Source organism: Streptomyces resistomycificus, assembly GCF_001514265.1.
Lineage (GTDB): Bacteria > Actinomycetota > Actinomycetes > Streptomycetales > Streptomycetaceae > Streptomyces > Streptomyces resistomycificus.
On sequence record NZ_KQ949002.1, the window covers coordinates 86,666 to 99,720 of the forward strand.

10 protein-coding genes and 1 pseudogene are annotated in these 13,055 nt (G+C 71.8%); 8 read left to right on the forward strand and 3 right to left on the reverse strand.

Going from position 1 to position 13,055, the window contains the following annotated elements; translation table 11 throughout:
- Positions 1 to 131: 131 nt before the first annotated feature.
- On the forward strand, positions 132 to 1,409 hold the full coding sequence (locus AQJ84_RS34380; RefSeq protein WP_030044097.1) for an amino acid deaminase: 1,278 nt from the start codon (positions 132 to 134) through the stop codon (positions 1,407 to 1,409).
- A gap of 20 nt (positions 1,410 to 1,429) precedes the next feature.
- Positions 1,430 to 3,037 (forward strand): N-acyl-D-amino-acid deacylase family protein, encoded by a 1,608-nt coding sequence (locus AQJ84_RS34385; protein WP_053190421.1) that lies wholly within the window; start codon positions 1,430 to 1,432, stop codon positions 3,035 to 3,037.
- A 12-nt stretch (positions 3,038 to 3,049) separates the two neighbouring features.
- Here AQJ84_RS34385 and AQJ84_RS34390 read toward each other — a convergent pair whose 3' ends face one another.
- Together AQJ84_RS34390 and AQJ84_RS34395 are read right to left on the reverse strand one after the other, a co-directional pair.
- Positions 3,050 to 3,940, reverse strand: a complete 891-nt coding sequence (locus tag AQJ84_RS34390; protein ID WP_030044099.1) for a S1 family peptidase — start codon at positions 3,938 to 3,940, stop codon at positions 3,050 to 3,052.
- Between the two features lie 607 nt (positions 3,941 to 4,547).
- Entirely contained in the window at positions 4,548 to 5,243 is a 696-nt protein-coding gene (locus AQJ84_RS34395; RefSeq protein ID WP_059198896.1) for a hypothetical protein, read from the reverse strand.
- A 125-nt stretch (positions 5,244 to 5,368) separates the two neighbouring features.
- Here AQJ84_RS34395 and AQJ84_RS34400 point away from each other — a divergent pair, with 125 nt between their 5' ends.
- Together AQJ84_RS34400 and AQJ84_RS34405 are read left to right on the forward strand one after the other, a co-directional pair.
- Positions 5,369 to 6,580 (forward strand): pyridoxal phosphate-dependent aminotransferase, encoded by a 1,212-nt coding sequence (locus AQJ84_RS34400; RefSeq protein ID WP_030044101.1) that lies wholly within the window; start codon positions 5,369 to 5,371, stop codon positions 6,578 to 6,580.
- A gap of 89 nt (positions 6,581 to 6,669) precedes the next feature.
- A complete protein-coding gene (locus AQJ84_RS34405; RefSeq protein WP_030044102.1) occupies positions 6,670 to 7,092 on the forward strand; it encodes an SCO4983 family protein in 423 nt (140 codons plus the stop codon).
- Positions 7,093 to 7,420: 328 nt separating this feature from the next.
- On the opposite strand, the gene AQJ84_RS34410 is transcribed toward AQJ84_RS34405, so the two are convergent.
- Positions 7,421 to 9,244: a phosphoenolpyruvate carboxykinase (GTP) gene (locus AQJ84_RS34410; RefSeq protein ID WP_030044103.1), complete on the reverse strand. Its 1,824-nt coding sequence runs from the start codon at positions 9,242 to 9,244 to the stop codon at positions 7,421 to 7,423.
- Between the two features lie 280 nt (positions 9,245 to 9,524).
- Here AQJ84_RS34410 and trhA point away from each other — a divergent pair, with 280 nt between their 5' ends.
- The 4 genes and pseudogenes from trhA (at position 9,525) to AQJ84_RS34430 (ending at position 13,038) form a co-directional block, all read left to right on the forward strand.
- Entirely contained in the window at positions 9,525 to 10,238 is a 714-nt protein-coding gene (trhA, locus tag AQJ84_RS34415; protein WP_030044104.1) for a PAQR family membrane homeostasis protein TrhA, read from the forward strand.
- A 102-nt stretch (positions 10,239 to 10,340) separates the two neighbouring features.
- Positions 10,341 to 11,513, forward strand: a pseudogene (locus tag AQJ84_RS34420) (MFS transporter); the annotation flags it as partial.
- Between the two features lie 130 nt (positions 11,514 to 11,643).
- Positions 11,644 to 12,273, forward strand: coding sequence for a TetR/AcrR family transcriptional regulator (locus AQJ84_RS34425; protein WP_053192241.1), 630 nt, complete (start codon positions 11,644 to 11,646; stop codon positions 12,271 to 12,273).
- Positions 12,274 to 12,306: 33 nt separating this feature from the next.
- A complete protein-coding gene (locus tag AQJ84_RS34430) occupies positions 12,307 to 13,038 on the forward strand; it encodes a Mut7-C RNAse domain-containing protein (RefSeq protein WP_030044106.1) in 732 nt (243 codons plus the stop codon).
- The last annotated feature ends 17 nt before the right edge of the window (positions 13,039 to 13,055 follow it).

Genomic DNA, 13,055 nt, shown 5'->3' on the forward strand with positions numbered 1-13,055 from the left:
CCTCGTAGCTCCTGAGCGTCGGGCGGGGCGGCGGCTCCGTTGACCCCGCGTTGGCCGAGATGTTAGACAGCAGCGAGTGCCATACGCAACGATCGTTGCGCATAGCGCAATAACCGAGACCAGGAGAGTCCATGGCCCGCGACACCGGCACCGAAGCCCTCGCCCGCCTCGCGGAGGAACGCGTCGACCACCGCTTCAAGGGCCTGCCCCCGGACGCCGACGGCCTCACCGTCGGCGAGCTGGCCGCCCAGCGCCGCAACCTCTTCACCGACGGCTTCGCCACCCCGGTGCTCGCCCTCTCCGCCGAGCGTCTGGAGCACAACCTGCGGCTCATGGAGACGTACGCGACCCGCCACGGTCTCGCCTTCGCCCCGCACGGCAAGACCTCCATGGCGCCGCGGCTCTTCCAGCGCCAGATCGAGCACGGGGCGTGGGGCATCACACTCGCGGTGCCCCACCAGGTGCGGGTGGCGCGGGCGTTCGGCTTCGAGCGGGTCTTCCTCGCCAACGAGCTGGTGGACGCGGCCGCGCTGCGCTGGATCGCCGCCGAACTCGACGCGGACGACGACTTCCGCCTGATCTGCTACGTCGACTCCGTGTCCGGGGTGCGGTTGATGGACGCGGCGCTACGCGGGGTCTCGCGCCCCCTGGACGTGGTCGTCGAGCTCGCCGCCGGCGAGGGCGCCCGCACCGGCGTCCGGACGGAGGCGGAGTGTGCGGCGGTCGCGGACGCCGTGGCGGCGACGCGGACCCTGCGGCTGGTCGGCGTGGCCGGCTACGAGGGCGAGGTCCCGCGGGCCGACGCCGAGCGGGTGCACGCCTGGCTGCGGCGGCTCGTCGCACTGGCCGTCGGCCTCGACAAGGCGGGGCGGTTCGCGCACACCGACGAGATCGTCGTCAGTGCGGGCGGCAGCGCCTGGTTCGACGTGGTCGCCGAGGTCTTCGCCGAGATCCCCGGCCTCTCCGCGCCGGTGCTGAAGCTGCTGCGCTCGGGGGCGTACGTCTCGCACGACGACGGCCACTACCGCAAGCTCACCCCCTTCAACCGGGTCCCCGAGGAGGGCGCCCTGGAGCCGGCGTTCCGGCTCTGGACCCAGGTGGTGTCCCGGCCCTCCGCCGAGCAGGCCTTCACCAACGCCGGCAAGCGGGACGCGGCCTACGACCTCGACCTGCCCTTCGCCCAGGTCGTCCGCCGGGACGGGGTGGAGCGCCCCGCCACCGGGATCGAGGTGAGCGGACTGTCCGACCAGCACGCGTGGCTGCGCACCGCCCCCGAGGCTGACCTGGAGGTCGGTGACTGGGTCGGCCTCGGACTGTCGCACCCGTGCACGTCCTTCGACAAGTGGCAGCTGATCCCGCTGGCCCAGGCGGACGGCACGGTCGTCGACTACATCCGTACGTTCTTCTAGAGACCGTCAGGAGGCCCCGCGTGGAAGAGCTCGTCATCCGGGACGCGGACGTCGTGGACGGCTCGGGCGGTCCGTCGTACCGCGCCGACGTGGTGGTGGACGGCGGCCGGATCGTGGCGATCGTCCAGGAGGCCGCGGCCGCCGGCTGCCAGCGCCCCAAGGCGCGCCGCGAGCTGGACGCGGAGGGGCTGGTCCTCTCCCCCGGTTTCATCGACATGCACGCCCACAGCGATCTGGCCCTGCTGCGCGACCCCGACCACAGCGCCAAGGCCGCGCAGGGCGTCACCCTCGAGGTCCTCGGCCAGGACGGGCTGTCGTACGCGCCGGTCGACGACCGCACGCTGGAGGAGGTCCGCCGGGCCGTCACCGGCTGGAACGGCCCCGGCGACGACGTCGACTTCACCTGGCGGTCGGTCGGCGAGTACCTGGACCGGCTCGACGAGGGCATCGCGGTGAACGCCGCCTACCTGATCCCGCAGGGCACGGTCCGCGCGCTCGCCGTCGGCTGGGAGGACCGCGAGGCGACGCCCGGCGAGCTGGACCGGATGCGGCACCTGGTCGCCGAGGGGATGGAACAGGGCGCGGTCGGCATGTCGTCGGGGCTCACCTACACCCCCGGCATGTACGCCAAGGACGCCGAACTCACCGCGCTGTGCCGGGTGGTGGCGTCCTACGGCGGCTACTACTGCCCCCACCACCGCTCCTACGGGGCGGGCGCGCTGCAGGCGTACGAGGAGATGGTGGCGCTCACCCGCGAGGCCGGCTGCGCGCTGCATCTCGCCCACGCCACCATGAACTTCGGCGTGAACAAGGGGCGCGCGCCGGAGCTGCTGTCCCTCCTCGATGACGCCCTCGCGGCCGGGGCCGACATCAGCCTCGACACCTATCCCTACACGCCCGGCTCGACCACGCTCGCCGCCCTGCTGCCGAGCTGGGCGGGCGCAGGCGGTCCGGACGCGGTCCTGGAGCGGCTGACCCGGGAGGAGAGCGCGGAGCGCGTCCGGCACGATCTCGAGGTCGTCGGCGCGGACGGCTGCCACGGGGTGCCCGTCGAGTGGGACACCGTCGAGATCTCCGGCGTCACGAACCCCGCGCTCGGGGACTTCGTCGGCCGCAGCGTCCAGGAGTCCGCCGACCTGCGCGGCGAGGCTCCCTGGTCGACCGCCCGCCGGCTCCTCCTGGAGGACCGGCTCGGGTCGACGATCCTCCAGCACGTCGGCCACGAGGAGAACGTGCGGGCGATCATGCGGCACCCGGTCCACACCGGCGGTTCGGACGGCATCCTCCAGGGCGGCAAGCCGCACCCGCGCGCGTACGGCACCTTCCCGCGGTATCTCGGCCACTACGTCCGGGAGTTGGGGGTGCTGTCCCTGGAGGAGTGCGTCGCCCACCTCACCGCCCGCCCGGCGGCCCGGCTGCGGCTGCCGGACCGCGGGCTGGTCCGCGAGGGATTCCGGGCGGACCTGGTGCTGTTCGACCCCGCCACGGTGGCGGCGGGGTCGAGCTTCGAGAACCCGCGGGTGCTCCCGACGGGCATCCCGTACGTCCTGGTCGACGGCCGTTTCGTCATCGAGGACGGCCGTCGGACCGACGTGCTGGCGGGCCGGGCGGTGCGCAGGACGCCGTAGGCCGTCCCGGGCCTACGGCTTGGGCAGGGCGCACCCGGCCGCGCTCAGGTTCAGCTGGTTGCCGGTCGTGAAGCAGGCCGGGAACAGGTAGGTCTCCTGGGCGTAGTTGATGCCCTGGCGGACGGTGACCTTGCCGGTCGCGTCGACCTCGCACGGGTTGTTCACCGTGCAGGACTCGCCGTCCTCGTTACCGGTGTTGTTGACGGCGACGACCTTGCCGGTGGCCTGGTCGACGACGGGCGAGCCGGAGGTCCCGCCGATGGTGTTGCAGGCGGAGGTGTAGCGGACCGAGTCCTTCCAGGTCCAGCTGCCCTCCTTCATGGTGTGCACGAACCCGTCGATGCTGCAGCTGTAGAGCCGCTTCCAGTAGCCGGAGGCGACGGTGATCGCGGTGCCGGCCGTGGGGTGCGTGTCCTGCACGGTCAGCGGGCTGATGCCGTACGAGCTGCGGATCGCCGCGTAGGTGGTGGTGAGCTGGTAGATCGCGGCGTCGGTGTCGGTCATCGTCGCGTAGGCGAGCTTGTTCGCACGCAGGGTCGCGATCCTGGTGCCGGCGCTGTTGAGCAGGCCGAAGGTGCGGCTGGACGCCCGGTTGACGAGCACCTGACCGGGCTGCGGGAAGCCGCTCTCCAGGCAGTGGCCGTTGGTGAGCACCAGCGCCGGGGCCGTGTCCGGGGAGTTCGGGAAGCGGACGACGGAGCCGGAACAGTTGCTGAGCGCGACGGTTCCGGCGAGGGTCACGGCCTGCAGCGTGGGCGAGGCGGCGGCCTTGGCATCGGCCTTGGTCGCGGAGGCGGCGGCCGCCGCGGGTGCGGCCGGCGACGCGGGCGCCGCGACCGCGGGCGCCGCGCCCGCCCCGGCGATCACCAGGGCGAAGAGTGCGGCGACGAGAGGCTTTCTCATGCGGGGGGTCCCCTCTATATGACGAGGCGACCGGAGATCTTCCGGCCACCCGCTGTTTTGTCATGCGCATTGTTAACGGAGGGGCGCGTGGCGGCAAGGAGTTGGTTTTGGCCGTGGGCGGCGGGAGTTGGCGGGATTTCGAGGGGTGGAGGGCACGGCGGAGCCGGGGGCACAGCCGGGCGGCGGAGCCGGGGGCACAGCCGGGCGGCGGAGCCGGGGGCACAGCCGGGCGGCACGACCGAGGGCGGATTCCGGGGGCGAATTCGAGGGGCGGATTCGGCGGCGGAGCGGACGGCGGGGCCCGGGGGCCCGGGGGCCCTGGGGGGAGCTCGGAGGGCAGGGCCCGGGGGAGCTCGGAAGGCAGGGCCCGGGAGGAAGAGCCCGGCAGCGGAGCCCGGCGGACAGGGGCCCGGGAGGCGAGAGGCAGGGCCGGGGGAACTCGGAAGGCAGGACCCCGGAAAGCCCGGGGTGGAGAGCCCAGGAGGGCAGGCCCGGGGAGGCGCCCCCGGGCGGCAGAGCCCGGGGGCGCCCAGCGGGATCCGGAGGGCGAATCCGGGGGGACCTCGGGGCGGGTCCGGGGGGAGGGGGTCCCCCCCCGGACCCGGGGCTACCTGGGCTTCTTCGTGGAGCCCTGTCCCCGCCCCTTGCCGTCGGAGTTGCCGGGGGCCGAACCGCTCGACGCGGAGTCGGTGGCCGTGGGGCTGCTCGTGGTGGGCGCCGGGGGCGTGGACGATCCAGCCGAGGGGGCGCCGGAGTCGTCGCCCGTCGGCGAGGCGCTCGCCGAGGGATCCGCAGCGGCGGACCCGGCTCCGCCAGGCCGCCGGGCGTCCGGGGTGCCGGAAACCGCCGGACCGGGCGCGGACGAGCCCCCCGGGCGGGCGGACCCGTCCGGCGTCGACCGCGTGCCGCCGTCCTTGCCCTGAGTGCCGCCTCCCGGGGACCCCGTGAAGGAGAACCCGGCGATCAGCGCGGCCGCGGACACCGCGCCCGCCGCCCCGGTGGCGACCACCAACCGCCGCGACCGCCACCGGCTCACCTTCCGCCGCGCACGCCGCCGCCCGGGGACGGCACGGCCGGCCGCACCAGGCTCGACGCCGGTCACCCGACCGCCGGCCGCCAACGGCTCGCCGGCGGGCACCGGAGGCAGCTCGCGCGTCTCGTCGTAGGCGTTCTGCCAGCCGTGCGCGGCGGCCGGGTCGACGTACGCCTCGTACGGGGGCGTCGGCTCGGCCGGCGGGAGGTACACGTTCGGCACCACCTGCGCGCCGGACGCCCCGTTCTCGTACTCAGGTGGCCTGGACATGGCCGTGGATTGTAGAGACGGAGGGGCCACCGGGACAGCCGTCGGCGATATCCACCCAAACCGACGCGTCTCGCGTGGCGGAAAACACGGCCCAAGGAGCCCTACCGGGCCGTAAGCTCCCAGACATGCAGGTGATCCAGTCGACCAAGCTCTCCAATGTCTGCTACGAGATCCGGGGCCCGGTTCTCGAGGAGGCGATGCGCCTGGAAGCGGCAGGGCACCGCATCCTCAAGCTGAACACCGGCAACCCGGCGGCCTTCGGCTTCGAGTGCCCGCCCGAGATCCTGGAGGACATACTCCGCAACGTGTCCTCGGCCCACGGCTACGGCGACGCCAAGGGCCTGCTGGCCGCGCGCCGGGCGGTCGTCATGCACAACCAGACCCTCGGCATCGAGACGGATGTCGAGCACGTCTACATCGGCAACGGCGTCTCCGAGCTGATCGTGATGGCGATGCAGGGGCTGCTGGACGACGGCGACGAGGTTCTCGTACCGGCCCCCGACTACCCCCTGTGGACGGCGGCCGTCTCGCTCTCCGGCGGCACGGCCGTCCACTACCGGTGCGACGAGCAGGCCGACTGGATGCCCGACCTCGCCGACGTGGAGCGGAAGGTCACCGACCGCACCAAGGCGATCGTCATCATCAACCCGAACAACCCGACGGGCGCGGTGTACGACGAGGCGATGCTGCGCGGGCTGACGGACATCGCCCGCCGGCACAACCTGCTGGTCTGCTCCGACGAGATCTACGACAAGATCCTCTACGACGAGGCCACGCACACGCCGACCGCCAAGGTCGCCCCCGACCTGCTGACCCTCACCTTCAACGGCATGTCCAAGGCCTACCGGGTCGCCGGATACCGGGTGGGCTGGATGTCGATCTCCGGGCCGCGCGCCCACGCCGACTCCTACATCGAGGGCCTGACGATCCTGGCGAACATGCGCCTGTGCGCGAACATGCCGGGCCAGCACGGGGTCGTCGCCGCGCTCAGCGGACGCCAGACCATCAACGACCTGGTGCTGCCGGGCGGGCGGCTGCGCGAGCAGCGGGACGTGGCGTACGAGCTGCTGACCCAGATCCCCGGCGTGAGCTGCGTGAAGCCGAAGGGGGCGCTGTATCTCTTCCCGCGCCTCGACCCGAAGGTCTTCAAGATCAAGGACGACCGGCAGATGGTGCTGGACCTGCTGCGGCAGGAGAAGATCATGGTCGTCCAAGGCACCGGCTTCAACTGGCCCGAGCCGGACCACTTCCGGGTGGTGACCCTGCCCACGGTGGGTGACCTCAGGTCGGCGATCACCCGCATCGGGACCTTCCTGGACGGCTACGGTCAGCCGTAAACGCGTCGGGGCCGGGGAATTTGTGGATCGCTCAACTTTAGACGAAATCTAAGCTAGGATGGCTTCCTGAGAACACAGGAGGCCCTCCCATGTACGAACCGATCCGCACCAAGTCGGTCCACAGCACGGTGGACGGCCCCAACCCCGACTTTCCCCATCGTTCCCGTGAGGAAGAGCTGGACATCCAGCTCGCGGGCCACCTCGCCGCGCTGCTCGCCGTCACGGACGAGCTGCGCCCGCTGGCCCCGTCCGCCGACCTGGACACCGCGGCCGACCGGCTCACCGAGCAGGTCACCCGGCTGCGGGGAGGCCGCACGCCGGCCCGGGCGTCGCTCACGGCCCCCGACAGCCGCGCGAACCCCGCCCCCCTGCACCAGCGGGCGCACGCCCTCGCGGGGCGGGCCCTGGTCGTCGCGGCGTCCCGCGCGGACACCGCGGCGGCGATCCTGGCCGCCGAGCGCATGGACGCGCACGCCGCGGCGCTGGAGACGCGGGAACTCGCGTCCCGCTGAGCCCTACGGCTCCTCGAACGGCCCCGGTCCGCGTGCACCCGCAGCGACGCGCGGACCGGGCGCCCCGCACGGCGTTGACCGGAGCCGGCGGTGACTCACCGAGCCGGCCGCGCTGCTGGACCCCGGCTGGCTCGAAGTGGCCGTACAGGCGAAGGGCCCGCCGTCACGTGTCTCCCGTCGGGGCGGACGAGAACGTGACGGCGGGCCCCGGGTTCCGCACGCCGTTGTACGGAACCTCGCCGGTACTGGGTGCTGTCACCGCGGCCGACCGTGACGATTGCTGGTCAGGGCACGATCGGAGCCGGCCGCGGCGTTCTCGGGGGCTGGGTCAGCCCAGGCGCTGCACCAGGGCGCGGTACTCGTCCCACAGTTCCTTGGGCGTGTGCTCGCCGAAGGTGTTGAGGTGCTCGGGGACCAGGGCGGCCTCCTCGCGCCAGACCTCCTTGTCGACCGTGAGCAGGAAGTCGAGGTCGGAGTCGGCCAGTTCGAGGCCCTTGGTGTCGAGTGAGCCCTTGGCCGGCAGGATGCCGATCGGGGTCTCGACGCCCTCGGCCTTGCCCTCCAGGCGCTCCACGATCCACTTCAGAACGCGGCTGTTCTCGCCGAAGCCGGGCCAGACGAACTTGCCCTCGTCGTTCTTGCGGAACCAGTTGACGTAGTAGATCTTCGGGAGCTTCGCCTGGTCCTTGCCCTTGGCGACGTCGACCCAGTGGCCCATGTAGTCGCCCATGTTGTAGCCGCAGAACGGCAGCATGGCGAAGGGGTCGCGGCGCAGCTCGCCGACCTTGCCCTCGGCGGCGGCGGTCTTCTCGGAGGCCACGTTGGCGCCCAGGAAGACGCCGTGGTTCCAGTCGAAGGACTCCGTCACCAGCGGTACGGCGCTGGCGCGACGCCCGCCGAAGAGGATCGCCGAGATCGGCACGCCCTTGGGGTCCTCCCACTCGGGCGCGATGATCGGGCACTGGGCGGCGGGGGTGGTGAAGCGGGCGTTCGGGTGGGCGGCCGGGGTGCCGGAGTCCGGCGTCCAGTCGTTGCCCTTCCAGTCCGTGAGGTGGGCCGGAGTCTCCTCCGTCATGCCCTCCCACCAGACGTCGTTGTCGTCGGTGAGGGCGACGTTGGTGAAGACGGAGTTGCCCCACAGCGTCTTCATCGCGTTGGCGTTGGTGTGCTCACCGGTGCCGGGCGCGACGCCGAAGAAGCCGGCCTCGGGGTTGATGGCGTAGAGGCGGCCGTCCTCGCCGAAGCGCATCCAGGCGATGTCGTCACCGATCGTCTCGACCGTCCAGCCCGAGATGGTGGGCTCCAGCATGGCGAGGTTGGTCTTGCCGCAGGCGCTGGGGAAGGCGGCGGCGACGTACTTCGCCTCGCCCTGCGGCGGGGTCAGCTTGAGGATCAGCATGTGCTCGGCGAGCCAGCCCTCGTCGCGGGCCATGACGGAGGCGATGCGCAGGGCGTAGCACTTCTTGCCGAGCAGGGCGTTGCCGCCGTAGCCGGAGCCGTAGGACCAGATCTCGCGGGCCTCGGGGAAGTGCGAGATGTACTTGGTGCTGTTGCACGGCCAGGGGACGTCCTCCTGGCCCTCCTCCAGCGGCGCCCCGAGGGTGTGGACGGCCTTCACGAAGAAGCCGTCGGAGCCGAGCTCGTCCAGGACCGGCCGGCCCATGCGGGTCATGGTGCGCATGGACACGGCGACGTAGGCGGAGTCGGTGATCTCGACGCCGATCGCGGACAGGTCGGAGCCGAGCGGGCCCATGCAGAAGGGGACGACGTACATCGTCCGGCCGCGCATCGAGCCGCGGAAGACGCCCTTCTCGCCGGCGAAGATCTCCCGCATCTCCGCGGGAGCCTTCCAGTGGTTGGTGGGGCCGGCGTCCTCTTCCTTCTCGGAGCAGATGAAGGTCCGGTCCTCGACGCGCGCGACGTCGGTCGGGTCGGAGGCGGCGTAGTACGAGTTGGGGCGCTTGATCGGGTCCAGTTTCCGGAAGGTGCCCTTGGCGACGAGTTCCTCGCTCAGTCGCTCGTACTCGGCTTCGGAGCCGTCGCACCAGACCACGTTGTCCGGCTGCGTCAGTTCTGCGATCTCGTTCACCCACGAGACCAGTTCCTTGTGGGTGGTGGGAACGACGGAGGGAGCCGCGATGTCGCGCGCCACGATTGCTCCTAAATGAGGGATTTGTTGTTGGAGGCCCCGTGGGGGCTGCGGCCCGGATGCTTCGTGATGGTGACCTTGGCGCTCATCCGGTGCCGACCGCACTCATTTGATCATCCGACGAGAGTGCCCATCTGTCCAGAGGGCCTCACAAGTGAGCGACGTGAGGATGGCCACGTTCCGTCCCGCCCCCGCCAGGGCACCGTGAGACGAAGGCCACTCTTCGCCGGCCAACGTGTCTCGCCGATCCGTGACTTACGGCCACGTAGGTACGATGGCCCTCATGACTGCGTCCGCCCCCGACGCGCCCACGGACCCGCAGCCCGGCGGCCGCGGTCCTGTCGCGCTCTCCCTGCCGCACCCGGTCAAGCCCAAGCTCCGCGGCTGGCTGCACCTGGGCATGTTTCCGGCCGTACTCATCGCGGGCCTGGTGCTCACCGCCCTGGCCGACTCACCCCGGGGCCGCATCGCCTGCGGGATCTTCGCCCTGACGGCCTGCCTGCTCTTCGGCGTCAGCGCGCTGTACCACCGGGGCGACTGGAGCCCCCGGATGGACGGCGTCCTGCGGCGCCTGGACCACGCCAACATCTTCCTGATCATCGCCGGTACCTACACCCCGCTGACGATGCTGCTCCTGCCCGACTCCAAGGGGCAGTGGCTGCTGTGGGGCATCTGGGGGGCGGCCCTGGCGGGCATCGCCTTCCGGGTGTTCTGGGTCGGCGCCCCGCGCTGGCTGTACACGCCCTGCTACATCGCGATGGGCTGGGCGGCCGTCTTCTTCCTGCCCGACTTCATGCGCGCCGGCGGCATCGCGGTCCTGGTCCTGGTGGTCGTCGGCGGCCTCCTCTACAGCGCGGGCGGGGTGATCTACGGCCTCCAGCGCCCGAACCCCTCACCGCGCTGGTTCGGCTTCCACGAGGTGTTCCACTCCCTCACCCTGGCGGCGTTCATCACGCACTACGTGGGCATCTCGCTGGTCGCCTACCAGCACGGGTAGCCCCCAGCCCCCTCCGGGAGACGACGGCCACGGCTTTCGAGCCGTGGCCGTTTTTCGTCTACCTTCTGACAGTCACTTGATTTTGACAGTTACTCTCATTTCATGGTCACTCCAGATCCCCGCCGCTGGTGGGCCCTCGCCGCCCTGGTCGCGAGCATGCTCACCCTCGGCTTCGACATGACGATCCTGAACGTGGCGCTGCCGACGATGGCCGGCGATCTCGGCGCCACCACCGGGGAACTGCTGGGGGTCCCCCCAGGCGTTTAGCACTGGGGGAGGACGGCGGACGCGTACGTCATCGTCTTCGCGGCACTGATGCTCCCCGCCGGACTGCTCGGCGACCCGTTCGGGCGACGCCTGACGCTGATCGCGGGACTCGGTGTCTTCCTGGCCGGCTCGGTCGTCGGAGCGCTGGCCGGCGACGTGAACGCGGTGATCGTCGCCCGTGCGGTGATGGGCGTCGGCGCCGCCCTGGTCAACCCGCTCGCCCTGTCCGTGCTGCCCTCGCTCTTCGCTCCCGACGAGCGGGCCAAGGCCCTCGGCTTCATCTCCGCCGCCTCCGCGCTCGGCCTGCCGCTCGGCCCGATCGTCGGCGGCTGGCTGCTCGACCACTTCTGGTGGGGCTCGGTCTTCCTGGTCAACGTCCCGATGGCCGCGATCGGCATCGCCGCCTGCGTCCTCCTGCTGCCGGAGACCCGCGACCCCTCCTCCCCCGGCGTCGACGCCCTGTCCACCGCGCTCACGGCGACCGGTCTCGGCGCCCTGATCTTCGCGATCATCGAGGCGCCCACCCGCGGCTGGGGCGACCCCCTGGTCCTCGCCGCGTTCGGTGCCTCCGTCCTCCTGCTCGGGTGGCTGGTGCTGCGCGAACGCCGGGTCGCGCGGCCGATGCTCGACATGACGCTGCTCGCCCAGCGAGGTTTCCTGTTCAACAGCGTCGCCGCGACCCTGGTGATGTTCGTCCTGTCCGGCCTGCTCTTCGTGCTGCCGCCCTACCTCCAGGCCGTCCTGGGCAACGACGCCCTCGGCACCGGCGTACGGCTGCTGCCGATGATGGGCGGACTGCTGGTCGCCGCCCGGGCCGCCCAGCCGGTCCTCGTCCGGCTCGGCGCCCGCGCGACGGTGAGCGCCGGCCTGGTGGTCCTGGCCTTCGCCGCGTTCCTCGGCAGCCGTACCACGGTGGACTCCGGCTACGGCTTCACCGCGCTGTGGCTCTCGGTCGCCGGGCTGGGCTTCGGCTTCGCGCTGATCCCGGCGATGAACGGCGCCCTGGGCTGGTGTGCGGCGTCGCCGCCCTCGTCTCGGCTCTGGCGGCCGCCGCCTTCCTGCCGAACGCACCCGTCACCAAGGACCCGGGGACCCCGGACTTGGGTGCCGTCGAGGCCGATGCCCGACAATGAGCGTCATGACGCCCGCACGTACCTCACCCCCCACAGACGCGCCCCAGCTGGGACTTCGCGAGCGGAAGAAGATCAAGACCCGGATGGCGATCCGTGACGCGACGTACGCCCTGATCGAGGAGCAGGGATACGACGCCACCACGATCGAGCAGATCGCCGAGCGCGCCGAGGTGTCGCCGTCCACCGTCTTCCGGTACTTCCCGACCAAGGAGGACATCGTCATCACGGACGAGTACGACCCGGTCCTGCTGGCGGAGTTGCTCCGGCGGCCGGCGGACGAGCCGTGGACGGACTCGCTGCGCCACGTGCTGCGGGAGGCCATCGGCGTCGGCATGGAGGAGGAACCCGAGGTCACCCGGCTGCGGTCACAGCTGATGGTCCAGATCCCCGCGGTGCGCTCCCGGATGGTGGCGAGCATGGCGGCCACCGGAAGGATGCTCTCCGCGGCGGTCGCCGAGCGCACCGGCCACGACCGGGACAGCCTGGAGGTGCGGGTCTTCACGATGTCGCTCGTCGGCGGCCTCGCGGAGATCTCCCAGTACTGGGCCGAGAACGGCTTCCGGGACGAGCTCCCCGACCTCGTCGACCGCGCCCTGGACGTCATCGAGCACGGTCTTCCCACGAGAAAGCCCTGAGGCTCCTCCCCTCTCCCATGGCATCCTGACCGCGTGAGCCCAGCCGAGATCCACGTCGAATTCGCCCCCGAACTCGCCCTGTTCGTCCCCCACGGACGACGCTCCGGCGCCACCCCACTCGCCACCGACGGCGTCTCCACCCTCGGGCATGTCGTGGAGTCCCTGGGCGTCCCGCTGACCGAGGTCGGCGCCCTGGTCGTGGACGGCCACGAGGTCCCCGTGTCGCACATCCCGGCAGCCGGCGAGTCGGTGCGGGTACGGCCCGTCGAACGCCCCCAGCACGTGCCCGGCGCCCCGCTGCGCTTCCTCCTCGACGTCCACCTCGGCACGCTCGCCCGTCGGCTGCGCCTGCTGGGCGTGGACGCCGCCTACGAGTCGACGGACATCGGCGACCCCGCGCTCGCCACCCGCTCGGCCGCCGAGAAGCGGGTCCTGCTCAGCCGCGACCGCGGCCTGCTGCGTCGCCGTGAGCTGTGGGCCGGCGGATACGTCTACAGCACCCGCCCCGAGGAGCAGCTCCAGGACGTCCTGGACCGGTTCCGCCCCGAGCTGAGTCCCTGGACGCGGTGCACCGCCTGCAACGGCACGCTCCGCAAGGCCACCAAAGAGGAGGTGGCGCACCAGCTGGAGGGCGGGACGGAGCGGTCGTACGACGTCTTCGCGCAGTGCCGGGAGTGCGGGCGGGCGTACTGGAAGGGCGCGCACCACGAGCAGCTGGAGGCCATCGTGGAACGCGCGTTGAGCCTGCGTACTCAGCAGGGTTGAGTACCCGGACCGATCAT

What these genes read in the sequence shown, in the direction of transcription:
- AQJ84_RS34380 (WP_030044097.1), top strand. Translation starts at nt 132, where the DNA reads ATGGCCCGCGACACCGGCACCGAAGCCCTCGCCCGCCTCGCGGAGGAA.
- AQJ84_RS34390 (WP_030044099.1), bottom strand. Translation starts at nt 3,940, where the DNA reads ATGAGAAAGCCTCTCGTCGCCGCACTCTTCGCCCTGGTGATCGCCGGG.
- AQJ84_RS34395 (WP_059198896.1), bottom strand. Translation starts at nt 5,243, where the DNA reads ATGTCCAGGCCACCTGAGTACGAGAACGGGGCGTCCGGCGCGCAGGTG.
- AQJ84_RS34400 (WP_030044101.1), top strand. Translation starts at nt 5,369, where the DNA reads ATGCAGGTGATCCAGTCGACCAAGCTCTCCAATGTCTGCTACGAGATC.
- AQJ84_RS34405 (WP_030044102.1), top strand. Translation starts at nt 6,670, where the DNA reads ATGTACGAACCGATCCGCACCAAGTCGGTCCACAGCACGGTGGACGGC.
- trhA (WP_030044104.1), top strand. Translation starts at nt 9,525, where the DNA reads ATGACTGCGTCCGCCCCCGACGCGCCCACGGACCCGCAGCCCGGCGGC.
- AQJ84_RS34425 (WP_053192241.1), top strand. Translation starts at nt 11,644, where the DNA reads ATGACGCCCGCACGTACCTCACCCCCCACAGACGCGCCCCAGCTGGGA.